This is a genomic window from Acidiphilium sp. AL (assembly GCF_025499445.1).
GTDB lineage: Bacteria > Pseudomonadota > Alphaproteobacteria > Acetobacterales > Acetobacteraceae > Acidiphilium > Acidiphilium iwatense.
In genome coordinates, this window is the sequence record NZ_JAIMBZ010000004.1 from 111,255 (window position 1) to 127,558 (window position 16,304).

The following is a 16,304-nucleotide window of genomic DNA, read 5'->3' on the forward strand; positions in this document are numbered from 1 at the left end:
GGCGTTATTCTAAAATAACCAGCGGTTCGTCGTATTCCACCGGCTGGCCGGCGGAAATCAGAATCTGGCGCACCGTGCCGGCGCGCGGCGCCTTGATCTGGTTGAAGGTCTTCATCGCCTCGATCAGCAACAGTGTCTGCCCGGCCTCGATGCTCTGCCCCACGCTGATGAACGGCGGCGCGTTCGGCTCCGGCGCCAGATAGGCGACCCCCACCATCGGCGACTTCACCGCCCCCGGATGCGCCGCGAAATCCGCCATCGCCGTCGCGGCAGCCGTCGGCGCCGCCGGAATTGGCGCGGGGTGCGCCGCCATCGCCGGCATCGCCATCTGCTGCGGCATCGCGCGCGCCAGCCGCAGCCGTCGATCGCCTTCCTCCAGCTCGATCTCGGCCAGCCCGCTCTCGTTCAGTAGCGCCGCCAGCTCGCGCAGCTTTTCGGGGTCGAAGGACAAACTCATGCTTCCTGCTCCACAATCTCGGCGATCGCCTGCAACGCCAGCCGATACCCGGAAAACCCCAACCCGCAAATCACGCCCCGAGCGGCGCGGGACACATAGGAATGGTGGCGAAACGCCTCGCGCTGATGAATGTTGGACAAATGCACCTCGATCACGGGCAGCTCGACCGCGTGTAGCGCGTCCATCAGCGCGACCGAGGTATGCGAATACCCAGCCGGATTGATCACGATCCCCGCGGCCCGGCCCCGGCACTCATGCACCCAGGTAATCAGCTCGCCCTCGCCGTTGGTCTGGCGGAAATCGATCGCCAGGCCGAGTTGCTCGCCCGCCTCGGCGCACACCGCCTCCAGGTCGTCGAGCGTCTGGATGCCGTAGATCTCCGGCTCGCGCAGCCCGAGCAGATTGAGGTTGGGACCGTTCAGAACGGCAATCAAAGGTTCCGCCATCCGCGCCGCCTAGCACACCCCTCCGCCCCGGCCAACTTTTGCCCCGCACCTATTTTAAGCGCGTCATGGCGACGCCAAGCGTCACGCGAAGGCGGAGTTGCCAAGGTTCCGGCGATGCGCAGCATCGTTGGAATGGCAACGAAGGTGGAAGCCATCCATGCCGGAGCGGCTGGACCGCTGGATGCGACCATGACAGAATCGACCCGCCCGGCCCGGCCGTGACCATTCGCCTTCGATTCTGAACATTCCATCTGGAGTGCTGCCATGTATCTGCTCTATGCTCGCCCCGGCTGGGGCTCCGCCCTCGCTGAAGTCCAGCTCGATTGGTACGGCCTGCCATACCGGATCGAAACGGTGGGCGACCTGTTCGAGGATTCGGCGGCGCGCGAACGCCTCACCCTGGTCAACCCGCTCGCGCAAATCCCCACCCTGGTGCTGCCCGACGGCACGGTGATGACCGAAAGTGCGGCGATCACCCTGCATTTCGCCGATGTCACCAAAACCGATTCGCTGGTGCCGGCGCCGGGCGATCCGCTCCGCCCCGGCTTTTTGCGCTGGCTGGTTTTCCTGGTCGCCAATCTCTACCCGACCTTCACCTACGCCGACGATCCCGCCCGCTTCGTCGCCCACGAAGCCGCCCGCGCCGGGTTCCGCGACGCGGTCGACGCCTACGCGCAACGGCTCTGGCGCGTCGTCGAACAGACCGCCGGCACGCCCTATTTCCTCGGCGACCGGCTCTCCGCGCTCGACATCTACCTCGCGATCATGACTCACTGGCGGCCGCGTCGTGCCTGGTTCGCCGAACACTGCCCGAAGCTCGCCGCGATCGCGGCCCAAACCGACTCCAACCCCCGCCTCGCTTCGGTCTGGCAGCGGAATTTCGCGGCGGCGGACGAAGCCTAGAATATCCGGTTTGATCAAGCGTCTTTTGGTGTCCATGGGCGGGTGGCTTTGGGGATCGCTTAAAGCCATATTGCGCCAGAACATTTTCCGTTCGCATTGCTCGCGGATAATGCTCTATCTCATTGTTTTAGAGAACACCTTGATCCGATCAGATGATTCCATCTGATCGGATGTCGCTCTAGTGTCCCGATTCGGAAGTTCGTTAGTGCTGATAAAGGCGGTTTACGAACTTCCGAATCGAAAGGACACTAGCAAACATTTAAGCCTAGTGTGGTTATTGCACTTCCTGCGGCGGAATTGATTCTTCCTGGTCGCTGTCGGGTTTCGGCAGGGCGGCTCGCGGCGCCTCGGCGATGTCGAACGCCAGGGCGCCGTCCCGGAAGCTGACCTTGACCGCGCCGCCGGTCACCAGCTTGCCGAACAGCAATTCCTCGGCCAGCGGTTTCTTGATGAGTTCCTGAATGACACGGGCGAGCGGGCGAGCGCCATAGAGCGGATCGTAGCCGCGTTCGGCGAGGAATTCCTTGGCCGCCGAGGAGAGTTCGATGGTCACGTTGCGGTCGGCCAACTGCGCCTCGAGCTGCATGACGAATTTTTCGACCACGCGCGCGACGATTTCCGGCGTAAGGCCGGAGAAGCCGATCGTCGCGTCCAGCCGGTTGCGGAATTCCGGCGTGAACATCCGCTTGATCGCTTCCTCGTCCTCGCCGACGCGGACTTCTCGCCCGAAACCAATGGCGGCCTTGGCCATGTCCGCCGCACCGGCATTGGTGGTCATGATGAGAATCACGTTGCGGAAATCGACGTTCTTGCCGTTATGATCGGTCAGTTTGCCGTGATCCATGACCTGGAGCAGGATGTTGAACAGGTCCGGGTGGGCTTTCTCGATCTCGTCGAGCAGGAGCACGCAATGCGGGTGCTGGTCGATCGCGTCGGTCAGCAACCCGCCCTGGTCGAAGCCCACATAGCCGGGCGGGGCGCCGATCAGCCGCGAGATCGAGTGACGCTCCATGTATTCGGACATATCGAACCGGGTGAGTTCGATGCCCAGCGTGCTCGCCAGTTGCCGCGCCACCTCGGTCTTGCCGACGCCGGTGGGGCCGGAGAACAGGTAGCAGCCGATCGGCTTTTCCGGCTCGCGCAGCCCGGCGCGGGCGAGCTTGATCGCCGCCGCCAGCGCCTCGATCGCGGAATCCTGGCCAAACACCATGGATTTCAGGTCGCGTTCCAGGGTGCGCAGGGTTTCCTTATCGTCCGCCGAGACCGATTTGGGTGGAATCCGCGCGATTTTCGCGACGATCTCCTCGACATCGCGCAAGGTGACGGTCTTGCGGCGCTTTGCCTCCGGCAGCAGCATCCGCGAGGCGCCGACCTCGTCGATCACGTCGATCGCCTTGTCCGGCAGTTTACGGTCGTGGATGTATTTGGCGGAAAGCTCGACCGAGGCGCGGATCGCATCGTCGGTGTAGCGGACCTTGTGGTGTTTTTCGTAGGTCGATTTCAGGCCGCGCAGGATTTTCACCGCATCGTCGATCGAGGGTTCGTTCACGTCGATTTTCTGGAAGCGCCGGACCAGGGCGCGGTCCTTCTCGAAATAGGTGCGGAATTCCTTGTAGGTGGTCGAGCCGATGCAGCGCAGCGTGCCCGAGGCGAGGGCCGGCTTGAGCAGGTTCGATGCATCCATCGCCCCGCCCGAGGTGGCGCCCGCGCCGATCACGGTGTGGATCTCGTCGATGAACAGCACCGCGCCCTGCATGGCTTCGAGTTCGGAGACCACGGCTTTCAGCCGTTCCTCGAAATCGCCGCGATAGCGGGTGCCGGCGAGCAGGGCGCCCATGTCGAGCGCGTAGATGGTGGATTTGGCGAGCACGTCGGGCACCTCGCCATCGACGATGCGCTTGGCGAGGCCCTCGGCGATCGCGGTCTTGCCGACGCCGGGATCGCCCACGAAGAGCGGGTTGTTCTTCGACCGGCGGCAGAGAATCTGGATGGTCCGCTCGATTTCCAACTCGCGGCCGATCAGCGGGTCGATCTTGCCGGCCTGCGCCTTTTTATTGAGGTTGACGCAGTAATTGGCGAGCGCGTCCTGGCCTCGCTTGGGTTTCTGCTCGGCCTCGGCCTCCGGCCCGTCCGTGCTACTGCCCGAGGGGGTGCGCGGCACCGAGCGGCCCGGCGATTTGGCGATGCCGTGGCTGATGAAGTTCACCGCGTCCAGCCGCGTCATGTCCTGCGCCTGGAGGAAATAGACCGCATGGCTCTCGCGCTCGGAGAACAGGGCGACCAGCACGTTGGCGCCGGTGACCTCGTCGCGGCCGGAGGATTGCACATGGATCGCCGCGCGCTGCACCACTCGCTGGAAGCCGGCGGTGGGCTTGGGGTCGCCGGCGCGGTCGGTCGCGAGGCCGGCGAGGTCCTTGTCGAGAAATTCGGTGGCTTCGCGGCGGAGGCGTTCGATATCGACGCCGCAAGCCCGCAGCACGGTCAGCGCGTCGGCGTCGTCGATCAGGCCGAGCAGCAGGTGCTCGAGCGTCGCGTATTCGTGGCGCCGCTCGGCCGCGAAGGCCAGGGAACGATGCAGCGTCTGTTCCAGGTTGCGAGACAGCATATCCAATTCACTCCCAGCCGGGCTTCCGGCAGACGGCCCCTGCCGCCCTGGTCAAGCCCGCAGCGGCCCGCAGGACCGCGAAATCGGCCACGGCGCTCCGTGGCAGTGTATCATAGCGATGACATGATATCGGAAAAATCTTTCGCAACGATGACCGGCATCAGGTCATCCATGCATCAATGTCCTGTCATCCGTTTCGTTCATTCTTTTTCGATCGTGCATTGCAGCGGGTGCTGGCTCTGGCGGGCCAGGTCCATCACCTGGGTCACCTTGGTCTCGGCGATCTCGTAGGTAAAGACGCCGCAGACGCCGACGCCGCGCCGGTGCACATGAAGCATGATCCGGGTCGCTTCTTCGCGGCTTTTCGAGAAGAAGCGCTCAAGAACGTGAATGACGAACTCCATCGGGGTGTAGTCGTCGTTCAGCATCAGGACCTTATAGAGCGCGGGCTTGCGCGTCTTGATCCGAGTCCGGGTTGCAACCCCGGTGCCCAGGCCATTGCCAGTTCCGCGACGATCCGAGCCAGACATCGATCCTATCTCATCCTCACCCCGCTAGTGTCCCGATTCGGAGGTTCGTTGGTGCTGATTGAGGCGTTTTACGAACTTCCGAATCGAGAGGACACTAGCAAACGTATGATTCTAGTGTAGTTTTTGGTTCTGAAGTTCCTAAAATCACCACCGCGAATACGTAGAACTTCAGAACCACCACACTAGCATATTCACCAGCAGGCGCTTGGGGAAGGGGAATTTTTGCGCGGCCGGCGGCGCGTGGCGGCGGATCGGGCCGCCATGCCGCCGCCTTCGGCCATCAGAACCGCGCGGAGACGGCGAGCGAGCCGTATTCGTGGATGCCGCCGATCTGGCCGTGGAAGCGCCGCGTCTGGAATACCTGAGTGTAGCTGAAGCGCAGGCCGCGCCAGATGATCGCGACCCCCGCCTCGATCTGGCCGACCGCGCGATACGGGTCCACCGAGCGGCTGGTCTGGAAATCCGCGCCTTGCAGGAATTCGTCATGGCCGACCAGCTTGCCGGCGATGCCGCCGAACACATACCAGACGAAAGGCCGCGTCGGGCGATACGCATCCGACCCCGACGGGCCGGGGCGCAGCAGCGGTGTGCCGAAATCCGAGTTCAGCCCCTCGCCGATGCGGAAGGTGACGGCGGGCTGGGCGTAAATCTCGGTGGTGCCGATCATGCCGGACAATTGGGGCAGCGCATCCGCCTCGATCCCGTTGCCGAAGCGGCCGAGCGGGACGCGCCAGGTGCGCGAGACGAGAATGTCGAAGGCCGGCTCGCTGGGGAGCTGATGGGCCCAGCCATGGGTGCCGTTCTGGCCGATGACCGAATGGAACCCGTTCTGCACGATTTCCGCCCCGGCATCGCGCCCGACCACGCCGGCGCTGACCGCCAGAACGCTGCGCGTGGTGGATGTATCCTGGATCAGCCCGAGCGTGGCGGCGAGATAGCCGGCATAGGGTTCGTCGTTCAGCGGCGGATCGGCCAGTTGCGTCGCCGCCGGGGTGAAGATTTTCTGCGTCACGCCGATGCTGACGCGCTGGGTGCCGTCGCCCCAGACCACGTGGCCGAGACCGGCGAGAAAGGACGGCACGTCGCCTCGGTGCGAGGTCCAGCCGATATGCAGCCCGTTGACGTAATAGCGGTCGGTCAGGCTCTGGGTGCTGATCGAGGCGTTTTCGTCCTGGATGGTCCAGATACCGGAGGGAAACCCCTGCCCCGCTTGCGCGGTTAGCGGAGCCAGGCTCAGCAGCGGCACGGCACAACAGGCGATCAGCGCCAGATTTTTGGTCATGCGGGACGTCCTGGGACGATGGATCGGCCGCGGGACGCGCCCGAAAGGTTACGAAATATTGTCCTTTTGTATGGCTCACCGCGCGCCGGATGCAAGATGGCTGCGCCGATTCCGTCACGGGACGGTGAAAAATGATGACATCGGCGGCATGGAACCCATGCGCGAAGCATCGGTTTCACCGCCGCGATCGTAAACTATGTTATCGTCGCGATGGCGAATTCGATCGGATAATGGCGATGAGACGCATTGCCCTGATAGTGCTGACGATGACCGGAATGCTCTGGGCCTCGCTCGCCCTGGCCGCGCTGCCGCGATCCCCGGAGGGGGACTGGCTGACTGGGCGCGGCGGCGCCGTGGTGCGGATCGCGCCCTGTGCCGGCGGGACGGGGCTGTGCGGGCATATCGTCGGGATCGTGCTCGATCATGGCGATGCGATGCCGATGGACTGGCAGGGAAGGAGCCAGTGCGGCTTCGAGCTGATCCGCCCCTCCGTCACCCGGTCCGGTGCCGAATGGCACGGGCGCATCGTCGATCCGCGCAACGGCAGCGCCTATCACGCCGAATTCCAGGTGACGCGGACGGGAGAGCTCGCGCTGCGTGGCTATCTCGGCCTGCCGGTGTTCGGCGAGACCCAGCATTGGATGCGCTATGAGGGCACCGTGCCGCGATCCTGCCGGATCGATCGGGCGCAAACCGCCGGATCCGAGGTTCGGACAAATAATACCGGCCGCCCTGGACAATGACCCATCACCCCGTCATTGCGAGCAGGCGTCAGCAGGCGTGGCGAAGCGCCGAAAGGTTCCGGCAATCCAAGGAATTGCTGGAACAACGCGGAGGTAATCCATTTTTTCTGTATTTTACCCGAAAAAGCTGGATTGCTTCGCTTCGCTCGCAATGACGAGTTGGCGTCAGGCGTGAGTCGTAGGCAACGGCGGTTGGTATAACCGCCGGAATTGACCGTGAGTCGCTGAGTGTCGGGCTGGAGCGGGTAGCGGGAATCGAACCCGCGCATTCAGCTTGGGAAGCTGACAGGCTACCATTACATCATACCCGCGCTGCGGCGGTTGTAAGTCGGCGCGGCGCGCGGCGCAACTGGCTCAGCGCTGCCAGACCGGCGCCTTCATCGCCGCGACGAAAGCGGCATGGGCCTCGGCCTCGGCGGCATTCACCGCCATGCGGCGCGGGGTGCGCGTCGCGTCGTGCCGGTATTCGACCAGGGCGAGAGCGGCGGAATCGGCGTTGAGGTCGAAGCCGCGCTGGCGGCCGCCGGTGAGTTCGACATAGACATCGGCGAGCAATTTGCAGTCGAGCAGCGCGTTATGGGTGGTGCGGGCGGTGAGGTCGATCTCGAAGCGCCGGCACAGCGCATCGAGGTTGTTCGGCATGCCGGGAAATCGCGTCTTGGCGAGCGCCAGCGTGTCGATCATGCGCGCCGGGTCGAGCGCTGGGCGGCCGATACGGCCGAATTCGGCGTCGAGAAAGCCGAAATCGAACGCCGCGTTATGGGCGACCAAGGGAGCGTCGCCGAAGAAGGCGAGCAAATCGGCGGCGATCGCGGCGAATTTGGGCTTCCCCGCGACATCGGCGCTGGTGATGCCGTGGATGCGGCTGGCATCGGACGGGATTTCGCGTTCCGGGTCGATCAGGGTGTGGAAGACCTTGCCAGTCGGCAGATCGTTATGCAGTTCGATCGCCGCGACTTCGATCACCCGGTCGCCGTTGAGCGGATCGAGGCCGGTGGTTTCGGTATCGAACAGGACGGCGCGGGTCATGGCAGGATCTCCTGGATCAGGCGGCGGACCGCGCTGATGGCGTGATGGCGCGACAGGCCGGTGCGGATCACCACGTCGGCGCGGCGGCGTTTTTCGGCATCCGGCATCTGGCGGGCGATGATCGCTTCGATGTCGGCGATGGGCAGGCCGCGCCGCTGCACGCGGGCCATCTGCACCGAGCGCGGGGCGGAGACGGTGATCACGAGATCGACCCGCCGCTCGCCGCCGGTTTCGAACAGCAGCGGAATGTCGAGAAGCACCGCTTTCGCGTGGCGGCGGCGCGCTGCGGCGACGAATTTTCGCTCCGCGGTGCGGACCAGCGGGTGAACGATCGCCTCAAGCCGCCGTTTCGCGCCGGCATCGCTCAGAATCCGCGCGCGCAGGGCGGTGCGGTCGAGTACGCCGTCCCGCACCACATCGGGGAAGGCGGCGGCGATGCGCGGGATGGCTCTGCCGTTCTTCACTTGCAGCGCGCGCACCGTGGCATCGGCGTCGAACACCGGAATGCCGCTGCGGCGAAACACCGTCGCGACGGTGGATTTGCCCATGCCGATGCCGCCGGTCAGGCCGATGATTTTCATGCCGGGAAATCGGCGGCGACGATGCGGTAGAGCTCGGCATCGACCGTGGGGGTGACGCCGAACCAGGCGACGAAACCGGGCACCGCCTGATGCAGCAACATGCCCAGCCCCTCGACGGTTTTCAGGCCGCGGGATGAAGCGGCGGCGAGAAGCGGCGTTTCCAGCGGGACATAGACGATGTCGGCGACGGCGAGACCGGGCGACGCGCGGTCGAACGAAAGATCGAGCGGGTCGTGCCTCGTCATGCCGAGCGCGGTGGTGTTCACCACCAGCGCGTGATCGGCGAGGGCGGCGTGGCGCTGCTCCCAGCCGAGCGCGCGGGCCGGGAGTTCCGCCGCGAGAGCGGCCGCGCGATCCCAGGTGCGGTTGCACAGCGTGACCGGCGCGCCCGCGTCGATCAGCGCGGCACCGATCGCCCGCGCGGCGCCGCCGGAGCCGAGGATCAGCGCCGGGCCGGCGGCGGGATCGACGCCGCAGGCGCGCAGATTGGCGAGGAAGCCCGCGCCGTCAGTGTTCGAGCCGAGAATGGTTCCGTCGCGGAAGATCAGCGTATTCACCGCCCCGGCGCGGCGCGCGCTGTCCTCCAGCGCATCGCACACGGCGAAGGCGGCTTCTTTGTGCGGAATGGTCACGTTCGCACCCGCGAAGCCCATGCGGACGAGCGCGGCCACGCATGAGGCAAAATGCTCCGGCCTGATCGGGAGCGGGAGGTAGGCGCCGTCGATGCCATGACGCGCGAGCCAGGTGCCGTGCAGGCGCGGCGAGCGGGAATGGGCGACCGGCCAGCCGATCACCCCGGCGAGACGCGCGTGACCGGAGAGCACCATGCGCCGTTTCGATCACGAAGCGGGGTTTCCGGCAAGGGCGGGCGGTTCGGCCGTTCACGTCGGGCACGGACGACCTGCATTGAAATTCCGGCCCATCCCGTTTCGCAACCCTGATCCCTGCGATTCCGGCCCGATTCGGGCCGTTCCGTGAAAATTCGGGTTTGACTTGGCGGTATTGCTTCGCACAATAGTCGGTTCGCGAAAGAAAGTGACGTGGAATGATCCCTGCCCTGATGCCGAATTACAACCGGATGGACCTCGCCTTCGATCATGGCGAAGGCGCGTGGCTGGTTGCGGCGGATGGGCGACGATTCCTCGATTTCGGCGCGGGCATCGCGACCTCATCGCTCGGGCATGGGCATCCCGGCCTGACCAGCGCGATCGCCGGGCAGGCGGCGAAGGTGATTCATGTGTCCAACCTGTATCGCGTGCCGGAGGCCGAACGGCTGGCGGCACGGCTGGTCGAAGCCAGTTTCGCCGACAGCGTGTTCTTCTGCAATTCGGGCGCCGAGGCGAACGAGGCGCTGGTCAAGGCGTTCCGCCGGACCATGGCGGATGACGGCAAGCCCGAGCGCTACCGGATCATCTGCGCGGAGGGCGCGTTCCACGGCCGCACGCTGGCGATGATCAGCGCAACCGGCAATGCCAAATATCTGGCCGGGTTCGGACCCAAGGTGGACGGATTCGACCATGTGCCGTTCAACAATCTGAACGCGCTGCGCGCCGCGATCACCCCGGAAACCGCCGGGATTCTGGTCGAACCGATCCAGGGCGAAGGCGGGGTGAGGCCGGCGGATGCGGACTATCTGCGCGGATTGCGCGCGGCGGCAGACGAATTTTCCCTCCTGCTCGGCTTCGACGAGGTGCAATGCGGCATGGGCCGGACGGGGAAGCTGTTCGCCCATGAATGGGCGGGGGTGATGCCAGATGCGGTGAGCACGGCCAAGGGCATCGCCGGCGGGTTTCCGCTCGGCGCCTTGCTGGCCAGCGAGCTTGTGGCGAAGCATCTGGTTCCCGGCAGCCACGGCACGACCTTCGGCGGCAGCCCGCTCGCCTGCGCGGCGGGGAACGCGGTGCTCGACGTTGTTCTGGCGCCGGGATTTCTCGATGGTGTCGCGCGTCTCGGCGCGCGGCTGCGAACCGGGCTGGATGCGCTGGTTGTGCGCCACAAGGATGTGTTCGCCGAAGCACGCGGCCGGGGGCTGATGCTCGGCCTGGTGTGCGCGGTGCCGAACACCGAGGTGCAGGCCGCGTGCCTCGCCGAAGGGCTGCTCGCGGTGGCCGCCGGGGAGAACGTGCTGCGCATCATTCCGCCGCTGGTGATCGGCGATGCCGAAATCGGCGAAGCGCTGGAACGGCTCGACGGTGCGGCACGGCGCTGCAAACCCTCCGCCCTGCGGAATGCCGCGAAATGAGCGCCGCGATCGAAACCACGACCATGCAAGAGCCCCCGCGCCACTTCCTGGACCTGTCGCTGATCGAAACCCCGGTGCTGCGCCGGATTCTGGACTCCGCCGTGCGGTTCAAGCGCGCCGGGCGATCCGCTGCGCGGCCGCTGGCCGGGCGGGCGCTCGCGCTGATTTTCGAGAAACCGTCGACCCGGACGCGGGTAAGCTTCGAGATGGCGATGCGCGGCCTGGGCGGCGACGTGGTGATGCTATCCTCGCGCGAAATGCAGATCGGGCGGGGTGAAACCGTGGCGGATACCGCGCGGGTGCTGTCGCGCTATGTCGATGCGATCATGCTGCGCACCGACCGGGAATCCAAGCTGCGCGAACTCGCCACCTACGCCACCGTGCCGGTAATCAACGGGCTGACCGAGCGGTCGCACCCATGTCAGGTGATGGCCGATGTGATGACTTTCGAGGAACGCCACGGCCCGATCGCGGAGCAAAAGATCGCCTGGGTGGGCGACGGCAACAACATGGCGAAAAGCTGGATCGAGGCTTCGGCGCGGTTCGGATTTTCGCTTCGCCTCGCCTGTCCGGCGGAACTGCCGCCGGATGCCGCAGCGCTCGCCTGGGCGCGGGCGCAGGGGGCCGATATCGTGCTGACCGGCGACCCGGCGGCGGCGGTTGCCGGGGCGCGCTGCGTGGTGACCGATACCTGGGTGAGCATGAGCGACGACGATACCGAGTCGCGCCATAATCTGCTCGCCCCGTATCAGGTGAACGAGCGCCTGATGACGCGGGCGGCGCCGGATGCGATTTTCATGCACTGCCTGCCGGCGCATCGCGACGAGGAGGTGTCGGCCGGGGTGATCGACGGACCGCAATCGGTGGTGTTCGACGAGGCGGAGAACCGGCTGTTCGCCCAGCAGGGGATTCTGGCCTGGTGCCTGGGCGGCTGAACCGGCCCCGGTTCAGCTCCAGACGGTGAACGCCGCGATCAGAAGCAGGATGACGACGACGCTGATGACGGTGATGACCAGAAACCGGGTGAACCCGTTCCAGAATGTCTGACTCTCCTGGTCCATATCGTTTGAACCGATCGACACATGGTTCCGAGATTCGGTATCAGCCATCATTATCGCCTTGACCCTTTCGCGCCGCTTCCAGGTTTCCTCACGCCACACGCGTTCGTGACATATTCAAGGATTATTGTTTCCCGCGTTCAAACGCAAGGGTTGATCAGCGAAATCCCGCGATCGGCCGGCACGGCGGCGGCGCCGGTCAGGCTCGCGAGCGCGGCCGGGTAGATGCGGTGTTCCTGCGCCAGAACCCGCGCGGCCAGCGACTGCTCGGTATCGCCGGGCAGCACCGGCACGGCGGCCTGGGCGAGAATCGGGCCGTCATCCACGGTTTCGGTGACCAGATGGACGGTGCAGCCATGGATTTTCGCTCCGGCGGCGAGCGCGCGGGCATGGGTGTCGAGCCCTGGATAGGCTGGCAGCAGCGAGGGGTGGATGTTGAGCATTTTCCCCGCCCAGTTATGCACCAGGAATGGCGTGAGCAGCCGCATATAGCCGGCGAGGCAGACGATCTCGCAGCCGGCATCGCGCAGTGCGGCATCGATCGCCGCCTCGTGCGCAGCACGGTCGGCGCCGAAATCCCGGCCGGGGATCGCCAGCGCCGGCACGCCATGCTGGCGCGCGATGTCGAGCCCGACCGCATCGGCGCGGTTGGAGATCACCAATGCGATGCCGGCCGGGTAATCGGCGGCTTCGGCGGCGCGGATCAGCGCCTGCATGTTCGAGCCGCGCCCCGAGATAAGGATACCGACACGGGTTTTCATGCGAACAAAGCATCCGGCTCGGCGATGCGGACCGAGGCCGCACCCTCGGCCGCCACGATCCTGCCAAGCCGGAGCGGGGCGATGCCCTGGGTTTCGAGAAGTGATGTGGCGGCGTCGGTATCCGCCTCGCGCAGCACGAGAACCATGCCGATGCCGCAATTGAACACGCGGAGCATTTCCGCACCGGCGACGCCGCCGGTGCGGGCGAGCCAGGGGAACACGGGAGGCATCGGCCATGGCGCGTCGAGTTCGGCGGCGCAGCCTTCGGGTAGAACCCTGGGCAGGTTGCCGGGCAGGCCGCCGCCGGTGATGTGGGCGGCGGCGCGCAGCAGACCGGCACGGGTCAGCGCGAGCACCGGGCGGACGTAAAGCGCGGTCGGCGTCATCAGCGCCTGGCCGAGCGAGAGTTCGGGTGCAAACGGCGCCGGCGCGTCGAGCGTCAGGCCGGACAACGCGACGATGCGGCGGACCAGCGAAAATCCGTTGGAATGGATGCCGGAACTCGGCAGGCCGAGCAGGATGTCGCCGGGGGCGACGCCATCGGGCAGCAGCGCGCCGCGCTCCGCCGCACCCACGGCGAAGCCGGCGAGGTCGTACTCGCCATCGCCATACATGCCGGGCATTTCGGCGGTCTCGCCACCGGCGAGCGCGCAGCCAACGATCCGGCAGCCTTCGGCGATTCCGGCGATCACCGCCCCGGCGGCGGCGAGGTCGAGCTTGCCGGTCGCGAAATAGTCCAGGAAAAACAAGGGCTCGGCGCCTTGCACCACCAGATCGTTGACGCACATGGCAACGAGGTCGATGCCGACCGTGTCGTGACTACCGGTGTCGATCGCGAGGCGCAACTTGGTGCCCACGCCATCGGTGGCGGAAACCAGAATCGGGTCGGCGTACCCCGCCGCGCGCAGGTCGAACAAGGCACCGAACCCGCCCAGGCCGCCGATCGTGCCGGGGCGGGCGGTCGCCTTGGCCAGCGGCTTGATCGCCTCGACCAGCGCGTCGCCCGCCTCGATATCGACCCCGGCCGCCCGATAGGTCGCACCGTTCCCGCCGCCGCTGCTGGTCATGCCCGCCTCCGATGCGCTATGCCGATGCCATGGATCTTCTGGCCACGCCCCCCATAGCCGGCGACCGACCACGAACCCGACCCATGGCGCGTTCGGCGCGGTTATCACCACACCGCCCGGATCGGCGCAACAGGATGAAAGCCGACCGACGATGCCGGATGGTATGAACTACGCGCCGGCAGGACGCCCCGCCTCGCAGGATGTGGTGACGGTGCCGAACATCCTGACCTTCGGGCGCATCTGCGCCGTGCCGGTCGCCGTCTGGCTGGTGCTGCGCGACGATTGCGCGGCGGCAGCCATATTGTTCGTTCTCGCCGGGCTGACCGATGCGGCGGATGGCTGGCTCGCGCGCCGGCGCGGCGTCACAGCGCTGGGAACGCTGCTCGACCCGCTGGCCGACAAGATGCTGCTGACCTCGATGTTCGTCACACTCACCGCCGTCGGGCTGCTGCCGCTCTGGCTCGCCATCATGGTGGTGTTCCGCGATGTGATGATCGTGGGCGGAATCGGCCTCCTGCGGCTGATCGGCAGCGCAGTCGCCATCCGTCCGCTGATCGTCTCCAAGGTCAACACGGTCGCCCAGATCGCTCTGGTGGGCGTGGCTCTTGCCGAAGCCGGTTTCCCCGTGCATCCGCCTTATCTCCGCGCGGCGCTGATCCTGGCGGTCGCGCTGACCACGCTGATCTCGGGGGCGGCCTACGTCATGCGCGGCACCAGACTCGTATGAGCGACCGGTTCGAGGGCGGCCCGCGCTGGCAGCGCATCGCCGCGATCGGGGCGGCGCTTCTGCTGGTCGTGCTGTTCCTGCATCTGTTCTCGCCGATCCTGCTGCCCTTCGTCGCGGCGGCCGGAATCGCCTATTTTCTCGATCCCGCCGTTTCGGCCCTGACAAGGCTCGGACTGCCGCGCTCGCTCGGCTCGGCACTCATGCTGCTCGCGCTGATCGCGGGGGTCGGGTTGTGCGCCCTGCTGCTCTATCCGCTGGTGGCGGCGCAGATCGGGCTGCTGGTCCAGCAATTGCCGGGGATGATTACGAGCCTGCAGAAATTCGTCGCCCACGAGATCAGCAATCTCCAGGCGCGGCTCGGGCCGAATTTCGTCTCCGGCAAACTCCAATCGCTGGTGACCAGCGAGGGCGGCGCCATCATGGGCTTCATCGGCACCGCCGCGCGCCGGGTGGTGGGCACCGGCTTCGCGCTGTTCAACATCCTCACCCTGCTGATCATCACCCCGATCGTCGCCTTCTATCTGCTGCGCGACTGGCCCGGAGTGATGGCGCGGATCGATTCCTGGCTGCCCCGCTCGCATGAAAGCGTGATCCGCAACCTGGCGCAGGAGATCAGCCGGATTCTGAACGCCTGGCTGCGCGGCCAGGCGATCTGCTGCCTGTTCCTCGGCGCGTTCTACGCGATCGCGCTGACCATCGCCGGGCTCAATCTCGGCCTCGTCGTCGGCCTCACAGCCGGGCTGCTCTCGTTCATTCCCTATGTCGGCACCATCGTCGGCGCGGTGTCGTCGATCGTGCTCGCCCTCGGACAGTTCAACGGCATCGACCACGTCATCGTGGTGGGAGTGATTTTCGTCGTCGGCCAGTTGCTGAACGATTACGTGGTCGCGCCGCGCTTCCTCGGCGACCGGCTGGGGCTTTCGGCGGTATGGGTGATTTTCGCCCTGTTCGCGGGCGCCGAGACGTTCGGGTTTCTCGGCGTGATGCTCGCCGTGCCGGTCACCGCCACGCTGGGCGTGCTCGCCCGGTTCTGGCTGAGGCACTATCTGCAAAGCCCGCTCTATCTCGACCCGCCGCGCTCGGGCTCCTAGTGTGGTGGTTCCGAAGTTCCTAGTGCGGCCATGGCGGATCGGGTGATCGCCGAGGCGCGGCAGCTCGCTTTACCGTTCGACGAGCCGGAGAGCTTCGCCGCGGCGGATTTCATCGAGGCGCAATCGAACGCGCAGGCGCGGACCGCACTCGCGGCACCTGAGTCCTGGGTGAACCGACGGCTGGTGCTGTGGGGCGAGGCGGGATGCGGCAAAACCAACCTGGGGCGGCTCTGGGTCGAAGCGCGCGGCGCGATCGTGCTGGAAGCCGCGCGCCTGCGCGAGCCGGTCTCGCCCGAGGGCAGGGATTTATTGATCGAGGATATCGACATCATGGCGGCCCCACTCGCCGTGCTGGCGACGCTCGATCGCGCACTGGCCGCGCAACAATCGGTGCTGCTGACCAGCCGGGTGCCGCCGGCGCGGCTTGCCGTCGAACCGGCGGATCTCGCGAGCCGCTTGCGCGCGAGCCTGACGATCCAGATCGAGCCGGCGGAGGAATCGCTGCTCGAAGCGCTTTTGCTCCGGCTCGCCGCGGCGCGGCAGATGACCCTGACCGCGCCGCTGCGCCAGTTTCTGCTGACCCGCCTGCCGCGCCGGCCCTCCGTGCTGCACGAGGCGGTGGCCCGGCTCGACCGCGCGGCGCTGGCATTGGGAACCGCCCCCTCGCGACGGATGGCCGAACGGCTGCTCGCCGAGCTGGCCGACCCGCCGAATCATGCCGGAGGATCAACGGAACGTCACGAAACCGACATGGCGTCTCTGCTTTAGTCGCGCGGGCTTTC

17 protein-coding genes and 1 tRNA gene are annotated in these 16,304 nt (G+C 66.2%); 7 read left to right on the top strand and 11 right to left on the bottom strand.

Features of this window, described 5'->3' with window-relative positions; all coding sequences use genetic code 11:
* Positions 1 to 4: 4 nt before the first annotated feature.
* Entirely contained in the window at positions 5 to 457 is a 453-nt protein-coding gene (gene accB / locus AiwAL_RS04520; RefSeq protein ID WP_235702575.1) for an acetyl-CoA carboxylase biotin carboxyl carrier protein, read from the bottom strand.
* Positions 454 to 903, bottom strand: a complete 450-nt coding sequence (gene aroQ / locus AiwAL_RS04525) for a type II 3-dehydroquinate dehydratase (RefSeq protein ID WP_235702574.1) — start codon at positions 901 to 903, stop codon at positions 454 to 456. Before aroQ ends, accB begins: the two co-directional genes overlap by 4 nt.
* Before the next feature lie 264 nt (positions 904 to 1,167).
* On the opposite strand from aroQ, the gene AiwAL_RS04530 reads away from it, so the two are divergent.
* Positions 1,168 to 1,806 carry a glutathione S-transferase family protein gene (locus tag AiwAL_RS04530; protein WP_235702573.1) on the top strand — a complete coding sequence of 213 codons (639 nt, stop codon included), beginning with the start codon at positions 1,168 to 1,170 and terminating at the stop codon, positions 1,804 to 1,806.
* A 274-nt stretch (positions 1,807 to 2,080) separates the two neighbouring features.
* On the opposite strand, the gene clpA is transcribed toward AiwAL_RS04530, so the two are convergent.
* The 3 genes from clpA to AiwAL_RS04545 all read right to left on the bottom strand — a co-directional run bounded on the left by clpA (position 2,081) and on the right by AiwAL_RS04545 (position 6,223).
* Positions 2,081 to 4,411, bottom strand: a complete 2,331-nt coding sequence (gene clpA, locus AiwAL_RS04535; protein WP_235702572.1) for an ATP-dependent Clp protease ATP-binding subunit ClpA — start codon at positions 4,409 to 4,411, stop codon at positions 2,081 to 2,083.
* Positions 4,412 to 4,611: 200 nt separating this feature from the next.
* Positions 4,612 to 4,941, bottom strand: a complete 330-nt coding sequence (gene clpS / locus AiwAL_RS04540; protein ID WP_235702571.1) for an ATP-dependent Clp protease adapter ClpS — start codon at positions 4,939 to 4,941, stop codon at positions 4,612 to 4,614.
* 280 nt (positions 4,942 to 5,221) lie between these two features.
* Positions 5,222 to 6,223, bottom strand: coding sequence for a lipid A deacylase LpxR family protein (locus AiwAL_RS04545; RefSeq protein WP_235702570.1), 1,002 nt, complete (start codon positions 6,221 to 6,223; stop codon positions 5,222 to 5,224).
* Between the two features lie 236 nt (positions 6,224 to 6,459).
* Here AiwAL_RS04545 and AiwAL_RS04550 point away from each other — a divergent pair, with 236 nt between their 5' ends.
* Positions 6,460 to 6,966 carry a DUF2147 domain-containing protein gene (locus tag AiwAL_RS04550; protein WP_262312196.1) on the top strand — a complete coding sequence of 169 codons (507 nt, stop codon included), beginning with the start codon at positions 6,460 to 6,462 and terminating at the stop codon, positions 6,964 to 6,966.
* A gap of 237 nt (positions 6,967 to 7,203) precedes the next feature.
* Here AiwAL_RS04550 and AiwAL_RS04555 read toward each other — a convergent pair.
* From AiwAL_RS04555 to AiwAL_RS04570, 4 genes are all read right to left on the bottom strand, one after another.
* Positions 7,204 to 7,277: transfer RNA gene (locus AiwAL_RS04555), tRNA-Gly, on the bottom strand.
* A 43-nt stretch (positions 7,278 to 7,320) separates the two neighbouring features.
* On the bottom strand, positions 7,321 to 7,995 hold the full coding sequence (gene dnaQ / locus AiwAL_RS04560; RefSeq protein ID WP_262312197.1) for a DNA polymerase III subunit epsilon: 675 nt from the start codon (positions 7,993 to 7,995) through the stop codon (positions 7,321 to 7,323).
* Positions 7,992 to 8,576, bottom strand: coding sequence for a dephospho-CoA kinase (coaE, locus tag AiwAL_RS04565; protein WP_235702567.1), 585 nt, complete (start codon positions 8,574 to 8,576; stop codon positions 7,992 to 7,994). Before coaE ends, dnaQ begins: the two co-directional genes overlap by 4 nt.
* Positions 8,573 to 9,403, bottom strand: a complete 831-nt coding sequence (locus tag AiwAL_RS04570) for a shikimate dehydrogenase (protein ID WP_262312198.1) — start codon at positions 9,401 to 9,403, stop codon at positions 8,573 to 8,575. Before AiwAL_RS04570 ends, coaE begins: the two co-directional genes overlap by 4 nt.
* 218 nt (positions 9,404 to 9,621) lie before the next feature.
* On the opposite strand from AiwAL_RS04570, the gene AiwAL_RS04575 reads away from it, so the two are divergent.
* Together AiwAL_RS04575 and argF are read left to right on the top strand one after the other, a co-directional pair.
* The gene (locus tag AiwAL_RS04575; protein ID WP_235702565.1) at positions 9,622 to 10,818 is read left to right on the top strand and encodes an aspartate aminotransferase family protein; all 1,197 of its coding nucleotides are present in this window, start codon (positions 9,622 to 9,624) and stop codon (positions 10,816 to 10,818) included.
* Positions 10,815 to 11,753, top strand: coding sequence for an ornithine carbamoyltransferase (argF, locus tag AiwAL_RS04580; RefSeq protein ID WP_235702564.1), 939 nt, complete (start codon positions 10,815 to 10,817; stop codon positions 11,751 to 11,753). The genes AiwAL_RS04575 and argF overlap by 4 nt, the downstream gene beginning before the upstream one ends.
* A gap of 263 nt (positions 11,754 to 12,016) precedes the next feature.
* Here the strand turns inward: argF and purN are convergent, their stop codons facing one another.
* Positions 12,017 to 12,637 carry a phosphoribosylglycinamide formyltransferase gene (purN, locus tag AiwAL_RS04585; RefSeq protein ID WP_235702563.1) on the bottom strand — a complete coding sequence of 207 codons (621 nt, stop codon included), beginning with the start codon at positions 12,635 to 12,637 and terminating at the stop codon, positions 12,017 to 12,019.
* The gene (purM, locus tag AiwAL_RS04590; RefSeq protein WP_235702562.1) at positions 12,634 to 13,704 is read right to left on the bottom strand and encodes a phosphoribosylformylglycinamidine cyclo-ligase; all 1,071 of its coding nucleotides are present in this window, start codon (positions 13,702 to 13,704) and stop codon (positions 12,634 to 12,636) included. Before purM ends, purN begins: the two co-directional genes overlap by 4 nt.
* A gap of 151 nt (positions 13,705 to 13,855) precedes the next feature.
* Here purM and AiwAL_RS04595 point away from each other — a divergent pair, with 151 nt between their 5' ends.
* The 3 genes from AiwAL_RS04595 to AiwAL_RS04605 are packed head-to-tail and all read left to right on the top strand — an operon-like array spanning position 13,856 to position 16,290.
* Entirely contained in the window at positions 13,856 to 14,431 is a 576-nt protein-coding gene (locus tag AiwAL_RS04595; protein ID WP_235702561.1) for a CDP-alcohol phosphatidyltransferase family protein, read from the top strand.
* Positions 14,428 to 15,522: an AI-2E family transporter gene (locus AiwAL_RS04600; protein WP_262312199.1), complete on the top strand. Its 1,095-nt coding sequence runs from the start codon at positions 14,428 to 14,430 to the stop codon at positions 15,520 to 15,522. Before AiwAL_RS04595 ends, AiwAL_RS04600 begins: the two co-directional genes overlap by 4 nt.
* Positions 15,523 to 15,552: 30 nt before the next feature.
* On the top strand, positions 15,553 to 16,290 hold the full coding sequence (locus tag AiwAL_RS04605; protein WP_235702559.1) for a DnaA/Hda family protein: 738 nt from the start codon (positions 15,553 to 15,555) through the stop codon (positions 16,288 to 16,290).
* Positions 16,291 to 16,304: the final 14 nt, after the last annotated feature.

Bases quoted from the DNA above. Each gene is read 5' to 3' on its own strand.
- accB (WP_235702575.1), bottom strand. From the start codon at position 457: ATGAGTTTGTCCTTCGACCCCGAAAAGCTGCGCGAGCTGGCGGCGCTA.
- aroQ (WP_235702574.1), bottom strand. From the start codon at position 903: ATGGCGGAACCTTTGATTGCCGTTCTGAACGGTCCCAACCTCAATCTG.
- AiwAL_RS04530 (WP_235702573.1), top strand. From the start codon at position 1,168: ATGTATCTGCTCTATGCTCGCCCCGGCTGGGGCTCCGCCCTCGCTGAA.
- clpA (WP_235702572.1), bottom strand. From the start codon at position 4,411: ATGCTGTCTCGCAACCTGGAACAGACGCTGCATCGTTCCCTGGCCTTC.
- clpS (WP_235702571.1), bottom strand. From the start codon at position 4,941: ATGTCTGGCTCGGATCGTCGCGGAACTGGCAATGGCCTGGGCACCGGG.
- AiwAL_RS04545 (WP_235702570.1), bottom strand. From the start codon at position 6,223: ATGACCAAAAATCTGGCGCTGATCGCCTGTTGTGCCGTGCCGCTGCTG.
- AiwAL_RS04550 (WP_262312196.1), top strand. From the start codon at position 6,460: ATGAGACGCATTGCCCTGATAGTGCTGACGATGACCGGAATGCTCTGG.
- dnaQ (WP_262312197.1), bottom strand. From the start codon at position 7,995: ATGACCCGCGCCGTCCTGTTCGATACCGAAACCACCGGCCTCGATCCG.
- coaE (WP_235702567.1), bottom strand. From the start codon at position 8,576: ATGAAAATCATCGGCCTGACCGGCGGCATCGGCATGGGCAAATCCACC.
- AiwAL_RS04570 (WP_262312198.1), bottom strand. From the start codon at position 9,403: ATGGTGCTCTCCGGTCACGCGCGTCTCGCCGGGGTGATCGGCTGGCCG.
- AiwAL_RS04575 (WP_235702565.1), top strand. From the start codon at position 9,622: ATGATCCCTGCCCTGATGCCGAATTACAACCGGATGGACCTCGCCTTC.
- argF (WP_235702564.1), top strand. From the start codon at position 10,815: ATGAGCGCCGCGATCGAAACCACGACCATGCAAGAGCCCCCGCGCCAC.
- purN (WP_235702563.1), bottom strand. From the start codon at position 12,637: ATGAAAACCCGTGTCGGTATCCTTATCTCGGGGCGCGGCTCGAACATG.
- purM (WP_235702562.1), bottom strand. From the start codon at position 13,704: ATGACCAGCAGCGGCGGCGGGAACGGTGCGACCTATCGGGCGGCCGGG.
- AiwAL_RS04595 (WP_235702561.1), top strand. From the start codon at position 13,856: ATGCCGGATGGTATGAACTACGCGCCGGCAGGACGCCCCGCCTCGCAG.
- AiwAL_RS04600 (WP_262312199.1), top strand. From the start codon at position 14,428: ATGAGCGACCGGTTCGAGGGCGGCCCGCGCTGGCAGCGCATCGCCGCG.
- AiwAL_RS04605 (WP_235702559.1), top strand. From the start codon at position 15,553: ATGGCGGATCGGGTGATCGCCGAGGCGCGGCAGCTCGCTTTACCGTTC.